Source organism: Agrobacterium sp. 6Ca8 (genome assembly GCF_055382765.1).
Genome location: NZ_AP026435.1, coordinates 583,326 through 609,347, shown reverse-complemented (window position 1 = coordinate 609,347; position 26,022 = coordinate 583,326). Strand labels below are relative to the sequence as shown.

The window sequence follows — 26,022 nt, the reverse complement described above, 5'->3', positions numbered from 1 at the left end:
GAACAAATGCCCTATACGACGACAATCGAGCAGACTGTCTTCCGCTTTGATGACCTGAAAATGCTGCTGGCGAAAGCAACCCCGGAGCGCTCCGGCGACCAGCTGGCCGGCATTGCGGCGCAAGGCCCGGTCGAGCGCTTGGCAGCCCAGATGGCGCTGGCCGATCTACCTCTGAAAGCATTTCTCGGCGAGGAGCTCATTTCGTCGGAGGATGACGAGGTTTCCCGACTGATCGCGCAACGGCACGATCCGGCAGCCTTTTCCGCAGTTTCCTCGCTTACTGTCGGTGAATTGCGCGAATGGCTGCTCAAGCCAGAGACGTCGCATGAGCGGCTGGAGGCGGTGACCTTTGGACTGACACCGGAAATGGTCGCGGCCGTTTCGAAGATCATGCGCCTTCAGGACATGATAGCTGTTTCTGCCAAGCGACGTGTCGTGACGCGATTCCGCAACACGATCGGGCTCGCCGGGCGGCTTTCCACCCGCAACCAGCCCAACCACCCGACCGATGACAGCCGCGGTATCATAGCGTCTGCCATCGACGGGCTGCTGATGGGATCGGGAGATGCTGTGATTGGCGTCAATCCCGCGACCGATGCGACGGATGACTATATCCGCATTGTTTCCTTGCTCGACGAATTGCGGGAAAAGCTTGCGATCCCGACACAGACCTGTTGCCTTGGCCATGTAACGACGGCGATCCAGGCAATCGAACGCGGTGCGCCGGTCGATCTCGTCTTCCAGTCGGTAGCGGGATCGGAAAAGGCCAATCGCGGCTTCGGCGTCGATCTGGCGCTTCTAAAGGAGGCACATGAGGCGGGGCGGTCGCTTGGTCGTGGGATGCCGGGCGCAAACGTCATGTATTTCGAGACTGGGCAGGGCGCGGCGCTTTCGGCCGATGCGCATTTCGGCGTCGACCAGCAGACGATGGAGGCACGTGCCTATGCGGTGGCGCGCGAGTTCGATCCACTGCTCGTCAATACGGTCGTCGGTTTCATCGGGCCGGAATACTTGTTCAACGGCAAGCAGATCATCCGTGCCGGCATCGAGGATCATTTCTGCGGCAAGCTCCTTGGCCTGCCGATGGGCGTCGACGTCTGCTACACCAACCATGCCGATGCTGATCAGGAAGACATGGATACGCTGTTGACGCTCCTCTGCGCAGCCAATGTCAATTTCGTCATCACCGTTCCCGGCGCCGACGATATCATGTTGAACTACCAGTCGCTATCGCATCACGATGCCGTCTATTGCCGCGAGACGCTGAAGCGGCCACCCGCACCAGAGTTCGAGAAATGGCTTTTCGAAATCGGCCTGACCGATCCAGATGGCGCGCTGGTCGGCGAGCCTGTCGCGCTTTCCAATTATGTCCGCAACAGCGCATTGATCGGAGCCTGACATGGAAGAGGTGCGAGAACCCACTGCTGCCGGTAAAAACCTCACTATCAAGGATATGACCGATGCGCGTGTTTCGCTCGGCCGTCATGGCGCGGGTCTTCCGACACGCGCTCAACTTGCCTTCCTTCTCGACCACGCGCGCGCACGCGAAGCGGTCTGGACGAGCGTCGACCGGCCCTCGCTGGCAGACAGGCTCGATCGTCTCGGCCTTCCGGCTGTCAATGTCGATAGCATGGCAAGTGACCGCAGCACCTATGTTCGGCGGCCGGATCTTGGCCGGCGGCTTGCGGCGGAATCCGAAAAACGGCTGAAACATGAGAGAACGATCAATGGCTATGATGTCGCAATTATCGTCGCGGATGGCCTGTCGTCCCATGCAATCGATCTCAATGCCGTGCCGTTGATCGAGGCGCTTATTCCGAAGCTCGCTATCCTGAACCTGACGGCTGCACCAATTGTGCTGGCGAGCCAGGCGCGCGTCGCGCTCGGCGATCCTGCCGGTGAGGCATTAGGTGCAAAACTGACGATCGTGCTTGTCGGCGAACGTCCGGGACTTTCAGCTGCCGACAGCCTCGGTGCTTACATCACTTACGGTCCCAAGTCGGGAAACCTGGATTCCAGCCGAAATTGTGTCTCCAATATCAGGGATGGTGGTCTGCCGGTCTGCGAAGCTGCCGAGATCATTGCGACGCTGACCAGGGATATGATGAGAACCCGCGTCAGTGGCGTGGCGCTCAAGGCTGCCATGGTGGAGTTTCTCGAAAGACATGACAATTCGCTTCCAGCTAAAGACCTACTGACAATTTGAAGTCTTCGCGGTGCGAAGCCTTCGGGACGTGGCCCATCTGCTTTGGAAGGATTGCGGCCTGTCGTCGAAAGTCCAGTCGACTGCCTTGTGTTGAGTGCGGAGAGGCGGATGAAGGAAAGTTAGACATCGCTCGCTGGAGCAAAAAGGTGTGTGCGTATTCTCGATGCTCAGGCGAAAATGCGGAGGAATTTTGATCCCATGATTTTACATTTGCGAGTGTTTTCGGCTCTCCTCTGTGTTGCCACGGGACACGGAAACTGACATCATCGTTTTGCAGGCTTCAACGGGCCGCTGATATTCCATGAGCAGGGTAGCTCTCGACCGGAAACGGGCGGGAGCTTTTTTATTTTTTGGTGGGCGATGATGCATTCAGAAAGCTGGCGGGTCGGTGTGTTGTTCTCTGAGACGGGTGTGACCGGAGCCGTCGAAAAAACCCAGAGGTTCGCGACCTTGCTGGCGATCGACGAAATCAATGCGGCTGGCGGCGTCCTCGGCCGGATGATTGAGCCTGTCGCCTATGACCCTAAATCGACGCCCAATCTCTATAAGGAACTTGCGGTCAAGCTTTGTGACGAGGATCGGGTCCGGGTCGTTTTCGGTTGCCATATGTCTAGCACCCGCAAAGCCGTACTGCCCGTCATCGAAGCTCGAGAGGCCCTGCTATTCTATCCGACACTGTATGAGGGTTTTGAATACTCTCGGCACTGTATCTACACCGGGGCCGCACCCAACCAAAACTCCGTGCAGCTGGTCGACTTCCTCACCAAGCATTATGGAAAGCGGGTTTTCCTTGTGGGTTCGAACTACGTCTACCCTTACGAATCCAACCGGACGATCAGCGATCTCTTTCTTCAGCTGGGCGGTCAGGTGTTGGACGAAATATATGTTCCTCTCAACCTAAAGCCCGAAGATGTCGCCAAAATCATCCGGCATATTCGCGCGGCACGGCCGGATGTCATCTATTCGACCATCGTCGGCGACGGTATCATTCCCTTCTACACGGCGTTCAAAGAGGCAGGTTTTGATTCAGCGACGATGCCAATCGCCAGTCAGTCGACAAGCGAGGCCGACGTGATCCGGATGCGGCCGGAAGTGGCCGAGGGACATATCACCGCGGCCCCGTTTTTCGCTTCCCTGGATACGCCTCGCGCGCGTGCCTTCGTCTTGGCTTACCAACAGCGATACGGCCAGCAGATGCTGCCGACTGCGCCGGCCGAAGCGGCCTATTTCCAGGTCTATCTCTATGCGGGAGCTTTGCAGCGGGCCGGTGGCGATGGGCTGGAGCAGCTTCTTCCAGCCCTTTACGAGGTCGAGTACGACGCTCCGCAGGGCGCTGTGAAGATAGACCGGCTGACGAACCACACCCATCTGTGGCCAAGGGTTGCAAAAGTAAATGCGCAAGGCAGCTATGACATCGTCCATGACCCGTCGCTGCGCGTGGCGCCAGATCCCTTCATGCGAGAATATCGCCCGGACCTGACGCAGCCGTTCCCACATCGTGTTCAGGTCTGAGAAGGAGCGACGATGTCTTTCGCCCTTCTTAGAGATTTGCGGGACCTCAAGGTTCTGGTGATTCATCCCCGGACATCCGAAGGAGAGTTTCTCGTTGATCACCTGCGCCGTATCGGTTGTACGGTCAGTTGCCTCTGGCCGGTCCCTGCCGAGTTGCCACACGGCACGGATGTCGTCTTTCTCGCCATGGAAGACGAGGCGCGACCGGAAATCGAACGCCTGCTGAAGTGCCTCCCCAATCCCGCTCCGACCATGCTCGCCATCGTCGGTTACGAAAATCCCTCCACATTGCAGATCGTTCTGGAAAGCGGCGCGCTTGCCATTGTCGAGAGACCGATCAAACCGTTCGGCCTGCTGACAAATCTCGCTATAGCGCGCAGTCTCTGGCTTGAGCGCCAAAGGCTCGTCAAGGAAGCCCGTAAATATAAGCGCAAGGTCTTGGGAGACCAGAAGCTTGCCCGGGCAAAGGCCATTCTTATGGCCAATCGCGGCACGAGCGAGAATGAGGCGTATCGTGAAATGCGCGAGCAAGCGATGGCTCGGCGGGTCCCAATCGATGAAATCGCCAATTCGATTATCAACGCCGAACAGCTCTTGCGCCCTTCCCAAAAACATGATTAGTTTTTGATGTGTTCCAGATGAACACCTCCGGCACATCCCTTCGTTTCGCGAAGCCATGTGCCGCTGTTGCACGCGGCGCAGCCGTGATGCGATGATGGCAAGGGTGCCCGCAGGCTGTGAAAAGCCTCGCGGGTTTTTTGTTATCTGCTGACAGTGAAGTCGGCCTTCCAGTATTTTTTCGGCATGAAAGCCTCGCCGTAGAGCCGGGCAGTGCCGTCGCGTGCGCCAATCAAAAAAAGGGGAACCAAGATGGTGTTCAACAGACGTGACTTTCTGAAAACCGCAGCCACCGCTTCAGCCGCACTCGCCTTGCCGGCGCTGGGCGGCCGGGCCTTTGCAGCCGATGCTATAAAGGTCGGTGCGCTCTACTCACAGACGGGCGGGCTTTCTGTCGCCGAGAAGCTTCTCGCCAACGGTGTCATGATGGCCGTGGCCGAAATCAACGCAGCCGGCGGCGTTCTTGGCCGCCAGGTGGAAGTCGTCGTCGAAGACGGCGCTTCCGATCCGAAGACCTTCAGCGAAAAAGCATCGAAACTGATCCTCAAGGACAAGATTTCCACCATCTTCGGCTGCCACACCTCTGCCAGTCGCAAGGCCGTGCTGCCGATCTTCGAACGGCGCGGCGCGATGCTGTTCTACCAGACGCACTATGAGGGCTTTGAGTGCTCGCGCAACGTCGTCTATTCCGGCGCCGTTCCAAACCAGCAGCTCTCCAACTACATTCCCTGGATTGTCGAGAAACTGGGCAAGAAGAAGTTCTTCATCGTTGGCTCCAACTATGTCTATCCGCGCGAGATGGCCAAGGTTTCCAAGAAACTGATCGAGGCGGCGGGCGCAGAATGGGTGGCGGACGAATATCTGGAACTTGGACACTCCGAATGGGCTGTCATGGTCAGCAAGATCAAGGAATCGGGCGCCGACGTGGTTCTTTCCAACGTGGTTGGCGACTCGATCATCGCCTTCTACCGCGAGTTCAAGAACCAGGGCCTCTCGCAGGAGGTTATCCCGATCTGCGCGACAGTGACCTCCGAAATCGAGATCGCCGCCATGGGCGCCGAATATGCGGCGGGCAGCTACACATCATTTCCATATTTTATGTCGATCGAAACGCCGGCCAACAAGAGCTTCATCGAACGCTTCAGGACCTTCGTCAACGATCCGAAGGCAGTGACATACCATTCGCTCGAGGCCGCCTATTTCCAGGTATTCCTGTGGAAGCAGGCAGTGGAGAAATCCGGCGATCTGTCCGCCGATGCTATCCGGGCCGGCATTCGTGGCCAGACCTATGACGCGCCCGGCGGCAAGGTGACCACCGACCCCGACAACCTGCATTGCTGGCTGACGCCGCGTATCGGCCAATGGCAGCCGGATGGACAAAGCAAGGTCGTCAACGCCTACCCGGCACCGATCAAGCCGCTGCCCTATTCGGCCTATGGCGAGACGGAAAGCAATCTTTTCTGCACCAGCAACGGTCTCGACGCAGCAAAGCTCAAGGGCTGACCCCTCTTTCCGCGTCCTCCCGCCAGCCATGCCTGGCGGGACCATGTCTCGGCAAGGCGGATCTGCGTTTTTTCCTCTGCTCGGTGCCAACCCGATTTCGGGACAGGCAAGGAGCAGGACAAAGTCTGGTCCGCCCTTCTCACGAACGGTGGCGTTATGCTCGACATTCTCTTTATCGGCCTCAGTCTCGGCTCAATCCTTCTTCTGGTGGCACTCGGTCTTGCCATCACCTACGGCGCCATGGGCGTCATCAACATGGCCCACGGCGAAATGGTCATGATCGGTGCCTACGTCGCCGTCCTCTCGGGCATCTGGCTGAAAACAGGCCTTCTGTTCGCAATTCCCCTGGCTTTTGTCGTGACCGCCCTGCTCGGCCTGGTGATCGAGCGGGTGGTGGTGCGCAGGCTTTACGGCCGCCTGCTCGACACGCTTCTTGCCACCTGGGGCATTGCTATCCTTTTGCAGCAGGCCGTAAGGCTCGAATTCGGCCTCAGCTTTTTCGGCATTCATATCGAGGGCCTGGGAGCCGGACTGCAAAACGTCGCCGTGCCTTCGTATCTGCAGGGCACCTTCAGGTTCGCCGGCGCCGACATCAACGCGTATCGCACCTTCATCATCGCGGTGACGGCCGCGTTGACGCTGGCGACATGGTTCATTCTCTACCGAACGACAGCGGGCATGCAGGTGCGCGCCATCATCCGTAATCCAAAAATGGCTGCCGCTTGCGGCATCGATGTGAAACGCATCAATGCCCTGACTTTCGCCTTCGGTTCCGGCCTTGCGGGCGTCGCCGGCGTAATGATGTCCGGCTTCAAGACCGTTTTCCCCGACATGGGCACGACGATGGTCGTTGACGGTTTCATGGTCGTGGTAACGGGCGGGGTCGGCAGCCTTTTCGGCACGGCCCTGTCGTCAGGGCTTCTGGGCGAAATCAATGCGCTGGTGGCGATTGGAACGAACGACATTCTGGCGCGCGCCGTCGTCTTCGGGGTCGTCATCCTCGTCATTCTCGTCAAGCCCAGCGGGCTATTCTCGTTCAAGGGGCGCTAACATGAGCATCGAACGAAAATTCCAGATCGCCGCCTATGTGCTTTTCATCGCGGTGATTTTTGCAGCGCCGGTTTTCGGTGACGAATTCTGGCTGAACCGCATTTCGAAATATCTGGTCTACGGCATGCTCGGCGTCGCCATTGCGCTCACATGGGGATATGCCGGCATTCTCAATCTCGGCCAGGGGCTGTTTTTTGGCCTGGGCGCCTACATGCTCGCCATGTCGCTGAAACTGTCGAGCCTGACCAGCCTGCAACAGGGCTCCGACAGGCCGGTTCCAGATTTCATGCTGTGGAATGCCGAGCCCGGCGCGCCGACGGAACTTTGCTGTATCAACAAGGGCTCCTTCCTCTGGCTTCCGTTTCAGAGCCAGTCCGTAGGTCTCGTGCTTGGCATCGTGCTTCCCGTCGTGATTGCCGGGGCACTCGGCATGCTGGTTTTCCGCAAGCGCATTTCCGGTGTCTTTGTCTCGATCATCACCCTGGCGCTTGTTCTGCTTGTGCGTCTCGTCATGGTCGATGCGCAACCGGTGACGAACGGCTTCAACGGCCTGACCGATCTTGGCTGGCTGATGATCGGCGGCATCGAATTCGACCCCTACAGCCGGGCAACCTATTATCTGTGCGCCGCATGCCTGTCCCTGACGCTCATCGGCGCGCGTCTCATCGTGGAGACCCGTGCAGGCATGATCCTACAGGCGATCCGCGACGATCAGCTTCGCGCCCGCTATCTTGGCTTCGACGTCTCGCTTTACCAGGTGTTCTTCTTTGTCATTTCTGCAGGCATCGCCGGCGTTGCCGGTATGCTCTATGTGGTCGTCGCGGAGTTCGCCTCGCCGACCTTCATGGACCTGTCTTTCTCGGTGACGATGGTCGTCTGGGCTGCCGTCGGCGGCCGTTCCTCCCTGCTCGGCGCCTGCATCGGCGCGATCCTGATCAACATGATCGAGGCCGAGGTCAGCGAGACCGAAGCGCTGGTCGAGGCCTGGAAAGCGATCATCGGCCTCATCTTCGTCCTTGTCGTCCTGTTCATGCCGCGGGGCCTTGGCGGCGTCGCGCACGATGTGCTGCGGCAGTTTATCCGCCGTGTCAAACCAGGCCCGGCATCCTCATCGTTACAGCAACAGAGCGAGGCATTGTAATATGAGTGCAATCGCATTGACCATCGATGGTCTCAGCGTCGATTTTGGCGGATTCAGAGCCGTCAACAATGTCAGCATTACCGTCCGCGATGGCGAGTTGCGTGTGTTGCTCGGCGCAAATGGCGCCGGAAAGACAACTTTGATGGACCTGGTCAGCGGCAAGACCCGCAGCACAAAAGGCAGGGTCTTCGTCTACGACACAGACATCACCAACTGGCCGGAACACAAGATCGCCCGCGCCGGGATCGGTCGAAAATTCCAGATCCCCAGCATTTTTCGCGATCTCACCGTGCGGCAGAATCTGGAGGTCGCCAATTGCCGCAATCCATCGGTGTTTGCCAATCTCCGGTTTGGATTTTCGCGCGCCGAAGCCAAACGCGTCGATGAGGTACTCGCCCTCACCGGCCTCGAAGCGGAGGAGAATGTGACTGCGGCTTATCTCAGTCATGGCCAGACGCAATGGCTGGAACTGGGCATGCTCATCGTCCAGGATCCCAAGGTTGTTCTGCTGGACGAGCCGACGGCGGGCATGACCCAAGCCGAAACCCGCAAGACGGCCCAGATCATCAAAAATCTCAAAGGCCGCCACACCATCCTCGTCGTCGAGCACGACATGGGGTTCGTCCGTGAAATCGCCGAACGCATCACCGTTCTGCATCTGGGAGAGGTTCTCGCCGAAGGAAGCGTCGAGGATATCGAGAGCAATCCGAAGGTCCGCGAGGCCTATCTCGGTTCGAAAGGAATATCCTGATGCTGACATTGAAAAACGTACACAGCTATTACGGCCGCAGCCATATCCTGCACGGCGTCACGCTTGATATCCCGGCGGGAAAGGTAACCAGCATTCTTGGCCGCAACGGTACCGGCAAGACGACCCTGTTGAAAACCCTGATGGCGCTGACCGACCGTATGACGGGCGAGATGCATCTGCAGGGGAAAGACATAGGCTCATCTTCGACGCATATGAGGGCACGGGCCGGGATCGCCTACGTCCCCCAGGGCCGGGAGATCATTCCCGATTTCACCATCCGCGAGAACATCCTGATGGGCGCCTTTGCGCGCACCGATCGCAAACGCGAAATTCCGGCACTGGTGCCGGAGCTTTTTCCATACCTGATGGCCAACCTCGATCGGCCCGGCGGTGTGCTTTCGGGCGGCCAGCAACAGCAGCTCGCCATCGCCCGCGCACTGGCCGCGGATCCGAAGGTACTGCTTCTCGATGAACCCAATGAAGGCATCCAGCCCTCGATCGTCGAGGAGATTGAAAAGATCATCATCCGGCTCAATCGCGAGATCGGCATGACGATCATCCTCGTCGAGCAGAACGTCGCATTTGCGCGGCATGCCTCTCACCACTTCGCCATGCTGGAGAAGGGAGGTGTGGTCGCGGCCGGCGCCATCGACGCGCTCTCCGACGCGCTGGTTCATAGGCATATGGCTGTTTGAAAAGACACATCCTTTCATAAGACAATGGGAACAATCATGACACCAATACAAAGCTACATCGCCGCCGCTATCCAGTTCGAACCGACCATGTTCGAAAAGGCGCGCAATATCAGCCGGCTGAGCGCCCTTTGCGAGGAAGCGGCGCAGGCCGGCGCCCGCCTGATCGTCACCCCCGAAATGGGGACGACAGGCTATTGCTGGTTCGACAGGGCCGAAGTGAAGCCCTTCGTCGAGGCGATCCCCGGGCCGACCACCGATGTTTTCCAGGCGATTGCCCGCAAACACCGCTGCTATATCGTCGTGGGCATGCCGGAAGTCGATCCGGCGAGCGATCTCTATTACAATACGGCAGTTCTGATCGGTCCGGATGGCATCGTTGGTCGGCACCGCAAGTCGCATCCCTATATCGCCGAGCCAAAATGGGCCGCAAATGGCGACATCGTGCACGAGGTCTTCGAAACGGAGATCGGACGTATTTCAATGCTGGTGTGCATGGATCTGCACTTCTTCGAGACGGCGCGGCTGGAGGCTCTGGCCGGTGCCGACATCATATGCCACATCTCCAACTGGCTGCAGGAGCGCGCGCCCGCTCCCTACTGGATCAACCGCGCCTTCGAAAATGCCTGCTATGTCATCGAAAGTAATCGGTGGGGTCTGGAAAGAACCGTGCAGTTTTCCGGGGGAAGTTGCCTGATCGAGCCCGACGGAACGGTTGCCGCATCCATCGACACAGGCGACGGAATTGCCTATGGCAAGGTCGATCTTGCCCGTGCCCGTCGCCGCGAGGTCTTAAGCGAACCGGTCTTCAAGACGCGCCGCCCCGAGCTCTACATGAACATGATGACCAACAGTTTCACCTGGAACCCTGGCGATTATTTCCGCCTCTATGGCTATCAGCCAATCCCGCGCGGACGCAGATCGCGTGCAGCCGTTGCCCAGTTCGCGCCAACCTCGGTCATTGCAGACAATATTGCCCACATAACAAGGCTCGCAAACGAGGCTAAGGCGACAACGGCGCCGGACATTCTGGTGTTCCCGGAACTGTCGCTGACCGGACTTGAGGCCCCGCAAACGCGGGCGGAGCCGCTGTCTGGTCCAACCGTATCCGCCTTCGTTCGTCTGGCCATGAAGCTCGGCTTTTATCTCGTCGCCGGATTTGCCGAAGCGGACGAAGACAGGATCTATAACAGCGTGGTGCTTGCAGGGCCCGAGGGGCTGGTGGGCAGCTATCGCAAGACGCATCTGGGCGTCGCCGACAGTTGGGCAACGGCCGGCGACGAATGGAAAATCTACGACCTTGCCATTGGCCGGGTGGGCCTGGCGATTGGCCACGACGCGCTTTATCCGGAAGCCATCCGTTCGCTTTCACTCATGGGATGCGATCTTGTTGCCTGCCCTTCGGCGATCGCCGGCACCTTCACCGGCAGCCATGGCGGTACGAAAATCCCGCACAACTATCCGATCCCAAAGGGCGCCGATCCCTACCACTGGCATGCGCTTCGCGTTCGCGGCGGCGAGAACAACGTCTATTTCGCCTTCGCCAATGTGCTGGACCAGGAAAAGGGTTATCTGGGCAAGAGTGCGGTATTCGGGCCGGATTCCTTTGCTTTTCCACGTCAGGAATCGGCGATCCTGGATGAGGAGGGGATTGCCGCTGCGGCTGTCGATACCACCAATCTCGACACGCCATATCCGACGAACATCGTCCGGCGAAAAGACCTGGTCGTCATGCGTCAGCCGCATCACTATCAGCCTCTCGTCAAATGGCATCAGTAGAAGGCGGCACAATGTCGACGTCTTTCAGGTCATATCGGCTCATGTGAACCCCGAACCAGGAATCGGCGCGATGTGAAACCATAAAAGTGTCAAGCCGCAGACGACGATATGGCATTGGAGCAAGCCCAATGCTATCGTTCGTGCAATATAAAAGGGGGCAAGACAATCATGGATTTGGTAATTCCCAGCGCAACAAATCTCAGCCTGTTCGTCAGCGCTACACTGGTGCTGCTTCTCGTGCCGGGACCGGCAGTTCTCTACATCTTCGCGCGCTCGGTCGAGCAGGGTCGCTCTGCGGGGCTCGTTTCAATCCTTGGCATCCATACGGCCACGCTAGTGCATGTCACCGCTGCCGCTGTCGGGTTGTCGGCGCTCCTGGCATCATCCGCGCTCGCCTTCAGCGTCGTAAAGTATGCCGGCGCGGCCTATCTGATCTGGCTTGGCCTCAAAAAGCTCTTTGGCCCCTCGGATATTCCCGGCGTCGAGGGCAATTTACCCACACGGAGCCGCATGCGCCTCTTTCGTGAGGGCTTTATCGTTAATCTCCTCAATCCGAAGACCGCACTATTCTTTCTGGCTTTCTTGCCGCAGTTCGTTGAGGTCAACCGTGGCCATTTGGCTATGCAGATCGCTTTTCTCGGGCTTGTTTACACAGCGATCGGCGTTCTCACGGACAGCTCTTACGCACTTGCCGCCGGCACGGCCGGCAAGTGGCTGAAGCGCAGTCCCGCGTACCTGAAGGCTGAACGCTGGGTCAGTGGTTTCGTGTATATCGGTCTTGGCTTGACGGCCGCTTTTGCTGGCAATCAGAAGAAATAGGCCATCCTGTTGTACCTTGGGAGTCGCCCTGAACGGCTAACCTCTTAGAGCCAACGGGGCGTCCCTTATGTTCGATTTTTGTCGGCGTCGCTTTCAAATGAGATTTCGTAGCGAGCCGCGATTGGCTGTGGCGCCAGATCGGCGCCAAGGCCGTGAGCGATCTTTACTAAATTGACGTTTTTCAACCGTTCATTAGCTTGCTCGTTCCGCTCGAAACCCAGAAGTTGCGCCAATGACGTTCCCAGGTTGACCAACAGGGCAAAGGTGCGGTTGTAGCAATTGATATAACTCAAAAAACCTACGGAGACCGTTGGCCTCCGTAAGCATTTTGTCAGTCGTCGCCCGTGCACGATGCCGGTCAGGCTCCGTATGGCACCCAAATGTTCTTCACTTGGATCGCCCTGCGCAGATAATCACGACCCTGCGCTTCGGTGCGATTTAGCCAATCGGGGTGACGGCCATTATTGACCCAGGTGGCCTTCAGGTTGCCCGCAGAAGCCCGCTCGACCATCGCGCTTCCCTCGGTCGAGCCGAAATACCAGACAGCCGCAACGTCATCATGCTCGGCCAGTGTCTTTGCAAGCAGATCGCTTTCGCCGGTTACAATGTTGATGACCCCGTCGGGCATATCCGACGTGTCCAGCACCTGGTAGAAATCACCGGCAATCAATGGATGGCGAGACGACGGGACCGCCACAACGCGATTGCCCATGGCGATTGCAGGCAGAACCAGCGACACCAGCGACAGGAGGGGTGCCTCATCGGGGCAAACGATCCCGACGATGCCCCAGGGCTCGTTCATGGCAAGCGTGACGTGACGTGACTTGGTGGAGTGCACGGCGCCATCGAACTTGTCTGCCTGGGCGGCATAATAGGAAATACGGCGCAGAGATGCGTCGACTTCGTCCTTCGCCTTCTTTTCGCTGACACCGGTGCTATCGATGATGCGGGCGACAAATTCGTCACGCCGTGCATCAAGGTTCTCTGCAAGATAATAGAGCACTTGAGCACGGTTATGGGCGGTTGCGGAACTCCAGCTGCCTGCCTTGGACGCTGCTTCCACAGCATTGCGGATGTCCTTGCGGCTGCCTATTCCGGCCATGCCAATCACGGTGTTGCCCTTGCCGGTCACCGAATAACTGTAGCCACCGTCGGGGCGGGCTTGTTTGCCGCCGATGTAGTTCTTCATGGTTCGATCAAGGCCATCGATCGCCATCTTGCTGTCAGCGTTCGGCAATGCAGATGGCGTGAAGGCTTCAGCGGGCTTTGTGACCGGCAGGCTCTTTTCCCAGTCTGCCGCCAGATATTCGTAAAGCCCCTCGCGCGCACCTTCGCGACCGAAACCGCTTTCGCGGTAGCCGCCAAAACCTGCACCGGCATCGAGCATGTTGGTGCAGTTGATCCAGACCACACCTGCCTTGACGCGGGCGGCCAGATCAAGCGCTACGTTGATGTTTTCCGACCAGATGGAGGCGGCGAGGCCGTAACGGGTATTGTTGGCCAGCAAAACGGCTTCATCCGGCGTGCGGTAGGTGGTCGCCGCAGCGATCGGGCCAAAGATTTCCACCTGGCAAACCGTCGATGCCTGATCGACTTCGGTGAAGAAGCCGGGAGCGACGTAATTGCCGGTGGTCGGCAACGGGTTGGAACTCTGCCAGAGTTCACCGCCCTCTTCCACGCCCTGGCGTACCAGATCCGTGATGCGTTTCACCTGCGTGGCCGAAACAATCGCGCCGACATCGGTCGACTTGTCGAGCGGATCGCCGACCCGCAGGGTTTCCAACCGCTTTTTCAGCCGTGCATAAAATTTATCGGCAATACCTTCCTGCACCAGCAGGCGGGAACCGGCGCAGCAGACTTCGCCCTGATTGAACCAGATCGCGTCAACAACACCTTCAACCGCCGCATCGAGATCTGCATCCTCGAAAACGATGAATGGTGACTTGCCACCCAGTTCCAGCGACAGCTTTTTGCCCGAGCCGGCAATCTGCTCGCGAATAACGCGACCGACCTTGGTGGAGCCGGTGAAGGCAACCTTGTCGACGCCGTCATGGCCGCAGATTGCAGCGCCTGTCGAGCCATCGCCCTGCACGATGTTGACGACACCGGCGGGAAGGCCGACCTCGCGGCAGATTTCCGCAAAGGCGACAGCGGTCAGCGGTGTCAGGTCTGCAGGCTTAAGTACCACGGTATTGCCAGCAGCAAGCGCCGGCGCAATCTTCCAGGCCAACATCAGCAGAGGGAAATTCCACGGGATCACCTGACCGCAAACACCGACCGGCGAGAAACCACGGAACTCGTCTTCCACCATTTCGGCCCATCCGGCGTGATGGTAAAAATGGCGGGCGACGAGTGGGATGTCGATATCGCGGGTTTCGCGAACCGGCTTGCCGTTGTCCATCGTTTCCAGAACGGACAGGAAGCGCTCGCGCTTCTGTACATGTCGGGCAATGGCATAGAGGTAACGAGCGCGCTCGTGACCCGACAGCTTCGACCATTTTGCGAAGGCCGTGCGGGCGGCCTTGACCGCCTGATCCACGTCCTCCTCATTGCCGCAGATGATCTGCGCGAGATTATCCCCGTTGGCAGGATTTGAGACGGCAATGGTCGCGCGGCCTTCCGGAGAAACGAACCGGCCGTTGATATAATGTCCGAACGAGCGTCCATGCGCGTCGAGCCACTGTTTCACATCACCATTGGCTTCGGGGGAAGGTCCATATTCCATGGTTTCCAAAATGTCCTTGATGGGTCGCATTTTTTCAGTCCTTATGCGGCAGCGTGATGGTGAGCGCTGGAATAGCGACCGGTTACGAAATGTTCGAGCTGGCGCTCGATATCGCCAAGCATCGAGCTGGCGCCGATGCGGAACAGGTCCGGTTCCAACCAGCGATTGCCCAGCTCCTCCTTCATCAGCGTCAGCCATGACAACGCGTCCTTCGCTGTCTTCAACCCGCCTGCAGGCTTGAAGCCGACCATCTGGCCAGTCAGTTCGCCGTAGTCGCGCAGCGCACGCACCATGGTCAGACTGACCGGCAGAGTGGCGTTGACTTCTTCTTTGCCGGTCGAGGTCTTGATGAAGTCCGAACCCGCCTGCATCGCCACCATCGAGGCGCGATAGACATTGGTAAGCGTATTGAGATCACCCGTCGCCAGGATAGCCTTCATATGGGCGTCGCCACAGGCTTCACGCATCGCGGCGATCTCATCATAAAGTGCGGTCCAGTTCTGCGTCAGAACGAACTCGCGAGTAATGACGATATCGATTTCCTTAGCGCCCTGCTCGACGGCATAGCGGATTTCTGCCAGCCGCTGCGGTAGCGGAGTGAGGCCGGAGGGAAAGCCTGTCGCCACCGATGCGACCGGAATAGTCGTGCCTTCCAGTGCCTTGACGGCATGGGGCACCATGGTCGGATAGACGCAGACGGCACCGGTTGTGATGCCGGCGTCCGCAAGGCCGAGTGCCTCAAGAATGTCGTCCCTGACCGGACGTCGCGCTTTCGCACACAGGCGGCGCACACGACCGGGCGTGTCGTCGCCGGACAGCGTTGTCAGATCGATGCAGGTAATCGCCTTGATCTGCCAGGCAACCTGATATTCCTTCTTGACCGAGCGCCGGGTGGTGATTGTTGCTGCCCGCCGTTCGGAGGCACTGCGATTGACCGATACATCTTCAAACCATTCCGGTTTGAGAGCCGTGCCGTTGTTTCTGGGGAATGCTTCGCTCATTTTCTGTCCATTCTTCTGGTCAGGCTGCGGCATTGGCATGTTCGCGGCAGAATGCCTCGAACTCTTCGATGCTGGCATAGGCCTTCTGTGTTCCGGGACGGGTGATGGAATGCGCCGCATAGAGAGATGCCTTCTTCAGTGAAGACACGACCTCTCCCGTTTCGGCATAAAAGCGGGCAAAGGAGCCAATAAAGGCGTCGCCAGCGCCGGTGGTGTCTTTCGGCGTTACCTTGACGGGCTCGATATTGACGATCTCATCTGACGTAATTACGCGCGCGCCACGTCCGCCCAGCGTCACGATGACGGTACGGATACCGCGTGCGATCAGGGAACGGGCGGCAGTGATGATTGCTTCGTCGGTCTCGGTCGGCAAGCCGGACAGTAATGCCAGCTCGCTCTCGTTCGGAACGAGGAACGTTACCTGGCGAATACGCTCCGGATCGAGATTGGCAGCGGCGGGCGCAGGATTGAGGATCGTCTCGATACCGTTTTGGGCCGCAAGTTCGATGGTGTGATAGACTGTCTCAACCGGCACTTCCATCTGCATGAGGATCAGACCGCACTGTTTCAGATCGGCGGCCGCCTTGTCGACCTCTGCCGGCAGAAGATCGGCATTGGCGCCCTTGACGATGAGGATCGAATTCTCGCCCGACTGCTCGACGAAAATCGGCGCGACGCCACTGGACTTGCCGGCAACCTTCACCACGTGACGCGTATCCACGCCGAAGCTCTCGAGATTGCGAATGGTATTGTCGCCGAAGACATCGTCACCGACCCGGGTGACCATCATGACATCAGCGCCAAGACGCGCCGCAGCCACCGCCTGATTGGCGCCCTTGCCGCCGCAACCCATTTCGAAGGCGGGAGCTTCGAGCGTCTCGCCCGGTCCGGGCATACGGTTCACATAGGTGATAAGGTCGACCATGTTGGAGCCTACGACCCCGATTTTCTTGCTCATGCCGAAATTCCCTGGATATCCTGTTTCAAAGGGCGCTGATCCTGGCGCCGAACTGATCGGCGGCAGCGCAATCGAGATAGCCGAGCCGTACCGGAAACGCCCTGCGTTCGCCCGGTGCCAGGCTCTGCACGTTGTTCTTGGCCTTCTCCGCCAGATAGCCCTCCGGCTCGCAGGTAGACGGCAGGGCAAATGCGGCAACTTGCGAATCCCCATTGACCAGGATCCAGCGCACCGTCTTCGGGAAGGCCGCAAGCGGATAGGAGATGGCAAAGCCATCGCCCTCACGCCGCTGCATCATCAGATGCGTAAGCCCCTCGCCGTCCGTCGGCAGGCCGTTAATGTAAAACACCTGTTCGGGGTCGTAACGTTGCGGCTCGTTAAGCACTTCCATGGCTGAAGGCCGCTTTGCCAGCGTCTCCAGCAGGGAAAGATAATCGGGGTTTGGCGTCACATGGCCGGGCACGGCCGTGCGCACCTTCACCTGCTCCGGCGTATACCGCACGGGCTGAACGATGCGCGCACACTCGGCATAAGCAAAGTTCACATGGCACATATACATGAGGTCCATGGGCGCTGATGACAGGTTCTGGATATCCATGACCATGTCAAAAAGCGTGTCTTCAGCGTGCAAAGTCACGCTGGGGCGGGCGAGATAATTGGCGCCGAAGCCCATGACATATTCAACTTCGCCTGTTACCCGAACATAGGCGCCGCGCGCGTCGTGACCGATGACAAAACCGGCCTTGTCCATGGCGGCACAGGGCATTTCACCATGCAGGGGGTGATTGTCCTGCGGCGACGGGCAACCATTGCGCAGCATGCCGCTGTGGAACGCAAAACACCCATAGGTCTCGACGATTGAACCTGCCGGTCGTGGCATGGCAAAGCGGCTTCCCATGGTCAGGTCGACGCCGTTGAACGCCACGCTCCAGATCATCTGACCCATGAAGGGCAAGATGACGATCCGGCCGTGGCGATTGTCTAACTGCAGCGCCTCGATGCCGGTAGGATACCGGAAGGCTGTAATCTGCAACCCGCCCGTTGCCGCCAGAAGATACGGTACGTCTGTAAAGTCCTGCCTGCGGAGATGAAATTCCGTCGCCTGCATGAGATCACCTGCCGGGGTTGCGCCACGCATTGATGGCGATGACGAGAATGAGGAATGCCCCCCAGATGAAGTCGATAAGGTGGTTGGAGAACCGCATCATCTGGAAGCCGGAGGAAAGCAGCATGAGGGCGATCAGCGCGATGGCGATACCAAGAACCCGCCCCTTCCCGCCTGCGGGATTGGTGCCGCCAAGTACCGCGATCAGCACCGCCTGCAACAGATAGGACGCACCGTAGTCGGATTTCGCTGCGTTGGTTCGGCCGGACAGAATGATCCCCGCCAGTGACGCCAGAACGCCGGTCAGCATGTAGGAATACAGCATCATGCGATCTTTGCGGATGCCGGCAAACACTGCTGCCCGCGGATTGGTCCCGATCAGCATCAGGTTGATGCCAAGCGTCGAGCGCGTCAGCAGTATAGCCACGATAATGCACACGGCGACGAACAGCAGGAACGGAGTAGCGATTCCGAAGATTTTACCGTTACCGATCCAGTTCCATGCATCGGGAAAACCGACGAGTGCCGGTCCGCCGGTCATCACCAGTGCCAGTCCCATCAAGACCTGGCCTGTGCCAAGCGTGGCAAGGATTGGCGTAATGCGCAGTTTCGCGACCAGCAGGCCGTTGACCAAACCGGCCAGCAAGCCGACTGCCATGGCGAGCAGGATGCCAAGACCGGTGTAGAACACCATGCCCGACGTAGAGGATTGCCCTGCCTGAACCATGGTGGAATGGAAATAGACGCCGGCGATGATACCCGCCAGATTGGCAATCCCCACCACGGAAAGATCGATGCCGCCGGTCAGCATGGCGATCATCATGGCGATGGAGAGGATCCCCAGTTCGGGCATGATATAGCTGATGGACTCGAAGTTGTAATAATTCAGGAACTTGCCGGGGTTCATCCAGGTCATCAGCGCGAAGACGATGACGGTGATCACAAGGAGCTGAAGGATGTTGTTGTCGTTGCCGAGAAGCCGGCGCATATCGAACGAATTTTTCATGATGCGCTCTCCCGTTACGCTATGCTTTTGCGATCGCGCCATGCGGTGATGGCGGTGGCGACGATGATGATCAGGCCGACAACGACGCGCTGCCAGGTGGTGTCCACCTTCATGATGATCAGTGAGTTTTTGACCATCACCAGCATGAACACGCCCATCAAGGTGCCGAGAACCGTGCCGCGTCCTCCAAAGATCGATGCCCCGCCCAGAACCACGGCCGCTATCACGTCGAGTTCGAGACCGACAAAGTCACGCGGGTTGGCAAGCCAGATCATCGATGAGTGCAGCAGCCCTGAGAAACCTGCCAGCGCACCGGCAACGCAGTAGACAAAGAAGATCGTCGCGCCCGTATTGAAGCCAACGCGTTTTGCCGCTTCGGGCGAGCCGCCATAGGCATAAACACTGCGCCCGATCATGGTGTAGGTGAGGACGAGGTGGATAACCAATGCCAGACCCATATAGACCACAAACATCGCGGTCAGGCCGAAAGTCGATCCCGTGGCCGACGTCAGCGAGATGACGTCGGTTTTGCCGAACCCGATCAGTTCCTTTGGCATCTTGTTGATGTTGACGATGCTGGTGCCGACGAGGCCGAGAACCAGACCGCGCACGATCGATCCGGTTCCAAGCGTCACGATCAGCGGGATCATCCTAAAACGGTGGATAATGAACCCGTTGAACGCACCAAGAGCCAGCCCAATCAGCGTTGCCGCAACGAAGGGAACGAGCACGCCGTCATAACCGAGATAGACCATGGCGCGCACAGTCAGATACATCGCTGCAATGGCGAAGGCCGTGAACGAAACATCAATACCGCCGGAAATCATTACCAGCAGGACGCCGAGCGCCATAATGCCGATCACGACATTGGAACGCAGCAGCCCGAAAATGTTGTCCAGCGACCAGAATGCCGGGTTGATAGTACCAATAATGACCATGGCCGCCAGCAAGACGCCCGCGATAATAAACTCTGTGCTTCTGAAGAATTTCATGTTTTGCGGCCCCTCAATTCAGCGTCTTGAGCCGGTCATTAACGGCGTCTTCGGTCATGCCTTCTCCGGACAATTCGTCAACGAAACGGCCGCGGTGCATAACCACCACGCGATTGCAGTTCTGCACCAGTTCCGGGACATCGTCGGAAATCATCAGCACGGACAGGCCTTCCTTTTCGGCCAGTTTGCGGATGATGTTATGAATCTGTGCTTTGGAACCAACATCGACACCGACGGTCGGGCCGTTCAGGATCAGCACTTTGGCGCCCGTCAGCAGCCAGCGGGCCAGAACCACGCGCTGTGCGTTGCCGCCGGACAGATGGTTGACCGGCGTGTGCGGTCCCGGCGCCACGATCTGCATGGCCGAGAACATATCGCGGGTCGTTTCGTCGGCCTTTTTACGATTGATGAAAAGACCGCGGACAAATTTCTCAATCGACGTGACAATGATATTGCGCTCGATCGATTGTGTCAGGAATAGCCCCTCGGTCAGGCGGTCCTCCGGAACATAGGCGACACCGCAGGCAATACCTTCCTGAACGGTCCTCGGGTGAACCTCGCGGCCTGCAAGGCGCACTGAACCTGTAAAGTCAGGGCGCATACCAAACAGCGCCAGTGCAAGTTCGGTACGACCCGAACCGATCAAGCCCGAAATACCGACGATTTCGCCCGGCCTCAGCGTCAGGTCGGCATTTTCCACCGAACCCGGAACCGAGAGATTGCGCACTTCCAGCACCGGCATGTCGGCGCCCTCCCGAGGAGCCCACTGGTAGCTGTGGGCGGTCAGTTCCTGCCCCGTCATCGCGCGTGTGATTGCCGGCTCGTCGAATTCGGCAATCGGTCCTTCGGCAACCTTCTTGCCGTTGCGGAAAACGGTCAGGCGCTCGCTGATTTCGAGCATCTCGCGCATCTTGTGGCTGACAAAGAGAACGGCAATGCCCTGCGCCTGAATATCGCGCACGATCTTGAACAGGGCATCGACCTCGTGGCGCGTTAGCGCCGTCGTCGGCTCATCCATGATGATCAGGCGCGCATCGGCCATGAGAGCGCGGGCGATCGCCACGATCTGCTTACCCGACGTGGGCAGGCTTTCGACATCCGCATCAAGATCGATGCTCACGCCGAGGCGGTCCAACGCCTTTTGAGCCAGCTGACGAACCTGTCGCCAGTCGACCGTCTTGCGGCCTTCCATCAGGAAGGTATTGATCGCCAGGTTTTCGGCCACCGTCAGGTTACCGAACAGCGAAAAATCCTGATAGATCACCTGAATACCGTGGTGAACGGATTTTACCGGATCGAGTTTGCCAACAGGCTTCCCGTCGATCAGAATCTCGCCGTCCTCGGGCGTGTAAACCCCGGACATGATTTTGATGACGGTGGATTTACCGGAACCGTTTTCACCGGCAAGGCAATGGATTTCTCCCGGGCGAATACTCAGCGACACGTCGTCGAGCGCCTTCACGCCGCCAAACCGCTTGCCGATATGGCGCAGCTCGATCAGATTTTCAGTCATAATGGCCTCGTGCAAGGCTGGAAAACACGGGGTGTAAGGAGAGAGGGTTGCCCCTCCCTCCGTGGTTCGGATCAGAAGTCGTACTTGTCCATGTTTTCTTTGGTCACGCCGACCCAACCTGCGCCATAGAGCAGATGTGGCTTGGAGGCGTCAGGAACCAGCAGGCTTTCGTAACCGGGCAGGCCCATATTCAGGCCGGCCTTGATCTGCTCGTTCTTCTTCTCGAGAACCGCGACAGCTAGCATGTTCATGGCATAACCGGCAACGGCCGGATCCCAGAACTGAATGTACTGGATGTTATCGTTCTTGATGTATTCGCCGGCAACGGAAACCAGGCCCGTGCCCGAGAAGAAGACCTTGCCCGACAGACCGCCTTCGGCGATCAGGCGACCCGCGCCTGCCGATGTCGGCATCGGCGCGCCGAGAATACCGGTGATATCAGGATAGGCGGTCATCGCTTCCTTGAGTTTGGTATAGTCGGTATTGGCGTCGTCATAGGTTTCCAGCCGCTCGGTCGCCTGCGACATTTCCGGGAAGTTGGCCTTCTGGTACTCGACGGCGCCATCGATCCATTCCATCTGCGACTTGGACGTCAGACTGCCAACGGTGGCGACATATTTGCCCTTGCCGCCCATGGATTTGCCGAGCTCCTTCATCAGGTTCGCGCCATAGGCCTTGTTGTCGAAGGCTTCGATGTCGAAATCGACGTTCTGGATATTGGAAGCCTCATGGCTGATGACGACAATGCCGCGATCGCGGGCTTTCTTGAGCACCGGTTCCACCGCTTCCACCGAGAACGGCACGATGGCGATGGCGTCAACGCCCTGCGCGATGAGATTTTCAACAATCTGTACCTGGGCGGCGGCATCAGCCTGACTTGGGCCAACCATCCAGACATCGTTTCCGGTATCGCCCTTGAACTGCTCGACGCCATCGCGCATGCGGTCAAACCACGCGATGCCATCCACCTTCACGACGGTCGCAATGGTGTATTTCTTGCCACTCGCCGCGGTGATCAATTCGTTGTTGACCTTCGATGTATCGACGGCGCTCTGCGCAAAGACAGCCGACGCCGAAAGCGTGGCAGCAAGCGCGATGGTTGCGAAAATCTTGTTCACGGATAACTCCTCCCTTTGAAACTGCACTGTGCCGGACCTATTCCAGTCGCAGCACCCGACAATGGTCGATCCCTAACGCCGGTATCCGCTCCTCACGCGTCCGACGCCTCCTCATTCTCCCGGAAAAGGCTTCCCACGCCCCGGTAGATGGACCACGATGTGACCCAGAAACCTGTTGTCTTCCTCTCCCGATAATGCGAACTATTATGATACAATCCGATCATTATGTTTCGATCGTTTCATGTTTGTTGTTCTTCTGTCAAGCGTAGAGAGGGCGATTGCAAGGAAACTAACACCGAAATATGAAGCGCAGGGACAAACCGAAAGCGGAGATAAGGTGAGCAGAATAAGTGCACACAATGCCAGGTTGGACGCACTGGCCGGACTGGTTCAGGAAACGGGTGTCCTGAGGCTGCGGGACGCAGCGTCCCGGCTTGGCGTATCCGAAATTACCATTCGCCGCGACATTGCCGCCGACGGTCAGCGGCTTAGCTGTCTTGGCGGCTACATTATTCCGGTTCAGGATGGAGCCATCAGCAGCGACTATGTGCTCGAGCAGGAGAAGGACAGCCATGCAACTGCCAAGGCGCGCGCCTGCACGCAGGCGGCAGCTCTAATCGAACCATATGACACTGTATTCATCGATTGCGGAACGACGATGCCGCATCTGGCGCGGCAAATTCCGGCAAACGCCCATGTCACGGTCATCTGCTATTCCCTCAATGTTGCAGAGGAACTGGCGAGCAGAACCGATGTCCGCCTGATCATGCTCGGGGGCGTCTATCATCCGGAAGCGGCTTCGTTTTCGGGTGATGAGGGTATCGAGGTGCTGAAGCGCATCAATATCAACAAGGCATTTTTGTCTGCCGGTGGCGTGGACGAACAGCATGGCGTCACCTGCTCACATTTTCATGAAGTGCCGATCAAGCAGATGGTTATGCAACGCTCGGTTCAAAAGCATCTGGTGGTGGACAGCAGCAAATTCAGAAAGGTGCGAGCCGCACGCTACGCTGCCATAGGCGACTTCAACTCAGTTATTGCAGATCAGCCTTCACCCTGGGCTTGAGACAAACCGACAACGAGGGCTCCCAAATAAGCCTCGGGAGAGAGAGCTCAGCGATATCTTTCGCCCCAAGAGGGCGAACATCACCGCAGTCCGGCCAGAAAGCCGGCAGAACGCCCCTGCTGCTACACCATTCCTGCGTATCTTGATGGAAGATTTCAGCAATACGAAGGGAGAAGAAAGATCGGCTGATGTTCATCAGACTTGTCTTTCATGCCTCGTAGCAAGTTGGCCGAGTGAACGAGTGCCATCAATTAGCTGTTTGACTTGAACGCGCTCAAACACCATCTGTGCGACATGCCGAAGCATGAAAAACATCACATCGAACTGATCAGAACATGGACCCTGCCGGCTACCGTGACAATGGGGTCGGCCGTTCGCGCCAAAGGCGTCCTTCAAGAAATACAGGCAAGGCTGCCCGCTCATGCAAAAAAGTTGATCTCGCTCGAAGGAGTCGACCTCACCCTGGCGATGACGGCCAGTGAAAAGACCGCGTTCAATGCAGCAGCGACCATCGTCACAAAAGTGGTGACGGAGGCCGCTGCACTGCCGGTAATCCCGCGCGAAATCGAGGACATCCTGACTATCAAGACGAGCGAGCGGCATCGTTGGCTTGCCGACGGTCGCCTGCCGAGCGCGGGGACGCGAACGGTCAGACTGAACGGCCGCGCCCGTCAGATCACGTTCCATGTCTTTGACCCCAAGGTGGTCGAAGACCTTCTCGACCGTGGCGTTGTGGACGAATGGCGGGTGGAGGATGCAGAGGCGAAAGCCGAAAAGAGGCGGCGCGCGGCATATCAGGCGAAGCTGACGCGGTCGCTCAAAAAGAAGGTTGCGAAGCGGCCAACGACGTCTTGCGATGATCCGGCCTCGAAGCTCGGCGGCTGGGAGGAGTTCGACGTGGACGGACTGCTCCGTTAAACACTTATGCCAACACTCTTGGTATCACGCGCGATCACAGCACTTGGCCTGACATTTCATCGACAGGGTCAATGTTGCAGCGGTGATCTTTGCCGCGAAAGAACATTCGTCGGCAGGTTCAACGCCGGAGCATTTTAAGTTCATCGGTTTAGAAACAGGAATGTTGGGTTATACGACGGCCTACGCTGTAAACTATGCCGCTCTGCGGATCGGCATTGAAAACCACGTATCTTCGCTGCGGGCAGACCAGGTCAAAGGAGGTTTTATGGCATTCAAGGATATCTGTCTTGCGTTGGACGTTGTCTTTGGTCACGACTGTGCGGTTTCGATCAAGGCTTTGGTTGCATCGGAAGCCGTTTCGCGTCGCCATCGCTCTTGCGGCTTCCAGGCTGACACCTACTGCATCCAGCTTGCTCACGTCGCGATCATGCACAAAATCAGGTACCTTGGTTAGTCCGCATCCGCTGATACTCAAGCACGCAGCCACTATCACTGAAAAACGGAACATTTTCTCTCACTTTTTGTGCTTGCCTGATGGCTTGCTCCGATACGCATTGGCACAAACCTCAAAGCAGCGGCTCGGCCAACATTCTTGGCCGTTCTTCCACAATTACCGCAATCGACACAAGGCGGTGGGAAGCGTTGTCACGGCCTCACCGCAAACTCGACGCCCGAAAGCTGACAATTATTTCCGGTAGACCGTGAGTACCCCATGAGGCTGATCACTGCAGGTGTTGCGCGCGCTCAAAGAAGCGGCCAAGAACGCGCCTGCCAGATATCCTGACAGACGGCAAGCAGTACTTTCTCCACCGCGCTGAACGGGGGACATGGTGGTCTTAGAACTTCATTCATGTTTGAAGTCCTCCCAACTGTGCTCGCAAGGCTGCGTTTTCGGTTTCTAATTGCAGCAGTTTTTCACGAAGAGGAGCGACTGCCTGCTCGACCTGCTGTTGGGTGTAGCGCGGAGTAATATGCTGGGGACAGTTCCAGTCGTACGCTTCAAGCCGAAGCCTGAAAATCCCCTCCGCACGGCCTTTATATGTGGGGTCGGATACCAGATCGTTGAGCGTCGGGTCGGCATCAAGTGTCAGCCGATCTACATGGACATAGATTTTGAGCCTCGCTCTTCGCGCGTAATCCATCAGAAAAAGACAGGCCCTGTCGTTGGCAGCCAGATTGCCGGTGCTGATGTACTGTCGGTTGCCGCGATAATCGGCAAAGGCCAGAGTTCGTTGATCAACGACTTTGAGAAAACCGGCATTGCCTCCACGATGTTGAACGTAGGGCCAGCCCGTTTCCGAGACCGATGCCATATAGAAGCTGTCACGTGCGGCGATGAAAGCGATCTCGTCTTCTGTGAGGGTATCGGAGGGACGGCTATCATTACCCAACCAGATCTGGTCCACGCCCATGGCAGACTGAGCGGCTCTGACGCTTGGCGTCACGGCGACTTCAAGGAAATGATATGGCATGTCTCAATCCCCTGTTAACGCAGGCTCGCACCGCTGTCTCCCGGTGTGAGCCTGAGTTGTCTTATAGCAAGCCCGAT

The 26,022-nt window shown here is 58.0% G+C and carries 24 protein-coding genes; 14 read left to right on the top strand and 10 right to left on the bottom strand.

Annotated elements, in window-relative coordinates:
* The first annotated feature begins 6 nt into the window (after positions 1-6).
* From ACZ5A6_RS26545 to ACZ5A6_RS26495, 11 genes are all read left to right on the top strand, one after another.
* Positions 7-1,398 carry an ethanolamine ammonia-lyase subunit EutB gene (locus ACZ5A6_RS26545; protein ID WP_065687654.1) on the top strand — a complete coding sequence of 464 codons (1,392 nt, stop codon included), beginning with the start codon at positions 7-9 and terminating at the stop codon, positions 1,396-1,398.
* Position 1,399: 1 nt separating this feature from the next.
* Positions 1,400-2,206 carry an ethanolamine ammonia-lyase subunit EutC gene (eutC, locus tag ACZ5A6_RS26540; RefSeq protein ID WP_065703937.1) on the top strand — a complete coding sequence of 269 codons (807 nt, stop codon included), beginning with the start codon at positions 1,400-1,402 and terminating at the stop codon, positions 2,204-2,206.
* A 360-nt stretch (positions 2,207-2,566) separates the two neighbouring features.
* Positions 2,567-3,718 (top strand): transporter substrate-binding domain-containing protein, encoded by a 1,152-nt coding sequence (locus ACZ5A6_RS26535; RefSeq protein ID WP_019565875.1) that lies wholly within the window; start codon positions 2,567-2,569, stop codon positions 3,716-3,718.
* Positions 3,719-3,730: 12 nt separating this feature from the next.
* Positions 3,731-4,339, top strand: coding sequence for an ANTAR domain-containing response regulator (locus ACZ5A6_RS26530; RefSeq protein ID WP_003516987.1), 609 nt, complete (start codon positions 3,731-3,733; stop codon positions 4,337-4,339).
* Between the two features lie 249 nt (positions 4,340-4,588).
* Positions 4,589-5,839, top strand: coding sequence for a transporter substrate-binding domain-containing protein (locus tag ACZ5A6_RS26525; RefSeq protein ID WP_003516989.1), 1,251 nt, complete (start codon positions 4,589-4,591; stop codon positions 5,837-5,839).
* A gap of 156 nt (positions 5,840-5,995) precedes the next feature.
* Positions 5,996-6,889 (top strand): urea ABC transporter permease subunit UrtB, encoded by an 894-nt coding sequence (gene urtB, locus ACZ5A6_RS26520; RefSeq protein WP_019565873.1) that lies wholly within the window; start codon positions 5,996-5,998, stop codon positions 6,887-6,889.
* Position 6,890: 1 nt separating this feature from the next.
* Positions 6,891-8,030 (top strand): urea ABC transporter permease subunit UrtC, encoded by a 1,140-nt coding sequence (gene urtC / locus ACZ5A6_RS26515; protein ID WP_464111505.1) that lies wholly within the window; start codon positions 6,891-6,893, stop codon positions 8,028-8,030.
* Position 8,031: 1 nt separating this feature from the next.
* Positions 8,032-8,781: an urea ABC transporter ATP-binding protein UrtD gene (gene urtD / locus ACZ5A6_RS26510; RefSeq protein ID WP_003516994.1), complete on the top strand. Its 750-nt coding sequence runs from the start codon at positions 8,032-8,034 to the stop codon at positions 8,779-8,781.
* The gene (urtE, locus tag ACZ5A6_RS26505) at positions 8,781-9,476 is read left to right on the top strand and encodes an urea ABC transporter ATP-binding subunit UrtE (RefSeq protein WP_003516996.1); all 696 of its coding nucleotides are present in this window, start codon (positions 8,781-8,783) and stop codon (positions 9,474-9,476) included. The genes urtD and urtE overlap by 1 nt, the downstream gene beginning before the upstream one ends.
* Before the next feature lie 24 nt (positions 9,477-9,500).
* Entirely contained in the window at positions 9,501-11,252 is a 1,752-nt protein-coding gene (locus ACZ5A6_RS26500) for a nitrilase-related carbon-nitrogen hydrolase (protein WP_464111504.1), read from the top strand.
* 168 nt (positions 11,253-11,420) lie between these two features.
* Complete coding sequence (locus tag ACZ5A6_RS26495; protein WP_464111593.1) at positions 11,421-12,071, top strand: LysE family translocator; 651 nt, start codon at positions 11,421-11,423, stop codon at positions 12,069-12,071.
* A gap of 65 nt (positions 12,072-12,136) precedes the next feature.
* Here ACZ5A6_RS26495 and ACZ5A6_RS26490 read toward each other — a convergent pair whose 3' ends face one another.
* The 9 genes from ACZ5A6_RS26490 to ACZ5A6_RS26450 all read right to left on the bottom strand — a co-directional run bounded on the left by ACZ5A6_RS26490 (position 12,137) and on the right by ACZ5A6_RS26450 (position 22,489).
* On the bottom strand, positions 12,137-12,364 hold the full coding sequence (locus ACZ5A6_RS26490) for a hypothetical protein (RefSeq protein ID WP_464111503.1): 228 nt from the start codon (positions 12,362-12,364) through the stop codon (positions 12,137-12,139).
* Positions 12,365-12,429: 65 nt separating this feature from the next.
* Positions 12,430-14,826 (bottom strand): aldehyde dehydrogenase family protein, encoded by a 2,397-nt coding sequence (locus ACZ5A6_RS26485; protein WP_464111502.1) that lies wholly within the window; start codon positions 14,824-14,826, stop codon positions 12,430-12,432.
* Between the two features lie 11 nt (positions 14,827-14,837).
* Positions 14,838-15,797, bottom strand: a complete 960-nt coding sequence (gene deoC / locus ACZ5A6_RS26480) for a deoxyribose-phosphate aldolase (protein ID WP_111783853.1) — start codon at positions 15,795-15,797, stop codon at positions 14,838-14,840.
* A 19-nt stretch (positions 15,798-15,816) separates the two neighbouring features.
* Positions 15,817-16,755, bottom strand: coding sequence for a ribokinase (gene rbsK, locus ACZ5A6_RS26475; RefSeq protein WP_112236428.1), 939 nt, complete (start codon positions 16,753-16,755; stop codon positions 15,817-15,819).
* 25 nt (positions 16,756-16,780) lie between these two features.
* Positions 16,781-17,863 carry an aldose 1-epimerase family protein gene (locus ACZ5A6_RS26470; protein ID WP_464111501.1) on the bottom strand — a complete coding sequence of 361 codons (1,083 nt, stop codon included), beginning with the start codon at positions 17,861-17,863 and terminating at the stop codon, positions 16,781-16,783.
* Between the two features lie 4 nt (positions 17,864-17,867).
* Positions 17,868-18,866 (bottom strand): ABC transporter permease, encoded by a 999-nt coding sequence (locus ACZ5A6_RS26465; protein ID WP_464111500.1) that lies wholly within the window; start codon positions 18,864-18,866, stop codon positions 17,868-17,870.
* A gap of 14 nt (positions 18,867-18,880) precedes the next feature.
* Entirely contained in the window at positions 18,881-19,858 is a 978-nt protein-coding gene (locus tag ACZ5A6_RS26460; protein WP_003517007.1) for an ABC transporter permease, read from the bottom strand.
* A 13-nt stretch (positions 19,859-19,871) separates the two neighbouring features.
* Positions 19,872-21,371, bottom strand: coding sequence for a sugar ABC transporter ATP-binding protein (locus ACZ5A6_RS26455; RefSeq protein ID WP_003517010.1), 1,500 nt, complete (start codon positions 21,369-21,371; stop codon positions 19,872-19,874).
* Between the two features lie 71 nt (positions 21,372-21,442).
* Complete coding sequence (locus ACZ5A6_RS26450) at positions 21,443-22,489, bottom strand: autoinducer 2 ABC transporter substrate-binding protein (RefSeq protein WP_421446003.1); 1,047 nt, start codon at positions 22,487-22,489, stop codon at positions 21,443-21,445.
* A 337-nt stretch (positions 22,490-22,826) separates the two neighbouring features.
* Here ACZ5A6_RS26450 and ACZ5A6_RS26445 point away from each other — a divergent pair, with 337 nt between their 5' ends.
* From ACZ5A6_RS26445 to ACZ5A6_RS26435, 3 genes are all read left to right on the top strand, one after another.
* Positions 22,827-23,555: a DeoR/GlpR family DNA-binding transcription regulator gene (locus ACZ5A6_RS26445; RefSeq protein WP_013637539.1), complete on the top strand. Its 729-nt coding sequence runs from the start codon at positions 22,827-22,829 to the stop codon at positions 23,553-23,555.
* A gap of 294 nt (positions 23,556-23,849) precedes the next feature.
* Entirely contained in the window at positions 23,850-24,473 is a 624-nt protein-coding gene (locus ACZ5A6_RS26440) for a hypothetical protein (RefSeq protein WP_113292218.1), read from the top strand.
* Between the two features lie 82 nt (positions 24,474-24,555).
* Positions 24,556-24,927 carry a hypothetical protein gene (locus ACZ5A6_RS26435; RefSeq protein ID WP_464111499.1) on the top strand — a complete coding sequence of 124 codons (372 nt, stop codon included), beginning with the start codon at positions 24,556-24,558 and terminating at the stop codon, positions 24,925-24,927.
* A 394-nt stretch (positions 24,928-25,321) separates the two neighbouring features.
* Here the strand turns inward: ACZ5A6_RS26435 and ACZ5A6_RS26430 are convergent, their stop codons facing one another.
* Entirely contained in the window at positions 25,322-25,945 is a 624-nt protein-coding gene (locus tag ACZ5A6_RS26430; RefSeq protein ID WP_003517021.1) for a pyridoxamine 5'-phosphate oxidase family protein, read from the bottom strand.
* Positions 25,946-26,022: the final 77 nt, after the last annotated feature.

Bases quoted from the DNA above. Each gene is read 5' to 3' on its own strand.
- ACZ5A6_RS26545 (WP_065687654.1), top strand. From the start codon at position 7: ATGCCCTATACGACGACAATCGAGCAGACTGTCTTCCGCTTTGATGAC.
- rbsK (WP_112236428.1), bottom strand. From the start codon at position 16,755: ATGAGCAAGAAAATCGGGGTCGTAGGCTCCAACATGGTCGACCTTATC.
- ACZ5A6_RS26530 (WP_003516987.1), top strand. From the start codon at position 3,731: ATGTCTTTCGCCCTTCTTAGAGATTTGCGGGACCTCAAGGTTCTGGTG.
- ACZ5A6_RS26465 (WP_464111500.1), bottom strand. From the start codon at position 18,866: ATGAAAAATTCGTTCGATATGCGCCGGCTTCTCGGCAACGACAACAAC.
- ACZ5A6_RS26525 (WP_003516989.1), top strand. From the start codon at position 4,589: ATGGTGTTCAACAGACGTGACTTTCTGAAAACCGCAGCCACCGCTTCA.
- urtE (WP_003516996.1), top strand. From the start codon at position 8,781: ATGCTGACATTGAAAAACGTACACAGCTATTACGGCCGCAGCCATATC.
- ACZ5A6_RS26500 (WP_464111504.1), top strand. From the start codon at position 9,501: ATGGGAACAATCATGACACCAATACAAAGCTACATCGCCGCCGCTATC.
- ACZ5A6_RS26495 (WP_464111593.1), top strand. From the start codon at position 11,421: ATGGATTTGGTAATTCCCAGCGCAACAAATCTCAGCCTGTTCGTCAGC.
- ACZ5A6_RS26440 (WP_113292218.1), top strand. From the start codon at position 23,850: ATGCCGAAGCATGAAAAACATCACATCGAACTGATCAGAACATGGACC.
- ACZ5A6_RS26485 (WP_464111502.1), bottom strand. From the start codon at position 14,826: ATGCGACCCATCAAGGACATTTTGGAAACCATGGAATATGGACCTTCC.
- ACZ5A6_RS26535 (WP_019565875.1), top strand. From the start codon at position 2,567: ATGATGCATTCAGAAAGCTGGCGGGTCGGTGTGTTGTTCTCTGAGACG.
- ACZ5A6_RS26430 (WP_003517021.1), bottom strand. From the start codon at position 25,945: ATGCCATATCATTTCCTTGAAGTCGCCGTGACGCCAAGCGTCAGAGCC.
- ACZ5A6_RS26470 (WP_464111501.1), bottom strand. From the start codon at position 17,863: ATGCAGGCGACGGAATTTCATCTCCGCAGGCAGGACTTTACAGACGTA.
- deoC (WP_111783853.1), bottom strand. From the start codon at position 15,797: ATGAGCGAAGCATTCCCCAGAAACAACGGCACGGCTCTCAAACCGGAA.
- urtC (WP_464111505.1), top strand. From the start codon at position 6,891: ATGAGCATCGAACGAAAATTCCAGATCGCCGCCTATGTGCTTTTCATC.
- eutC (WP_065703937.1), top strand. From the start codon at position 1,400: ATGGAAGAGGTGCGAGAACCCACTGCTGCCGGTAAAAACCTCACTATC.
- urtD (WP_003516994.1), top strand. From the start codon at position 8,032: ATGAGTGCAATCGCATTGACCATCGATGGTCTCAGCGTCGATTTTGGC.
- ACZ5A6_RS26460 (WP_003517007.1), bottom strand. From the start codon at position 19,858: ATGAAATTCTTCAGAAGCACAGAGTTTATTATCGCGGGCGTCTTGCTG.
- ACZ5A6_RS26455 (WP_003517010.1), bottom strand. From the start codon at position 21,371: ATGACTGAAAATCTGATCGAGCTGCGCCATATCGGCAAGCGGTTTGGC.
- urtB (WP_019565873.1), top strand. From the start codon at position 5,996: ATGCTCGACATTCTCTTTATCGGCCTCAGTCTCGGCTCAATCCTTCTT.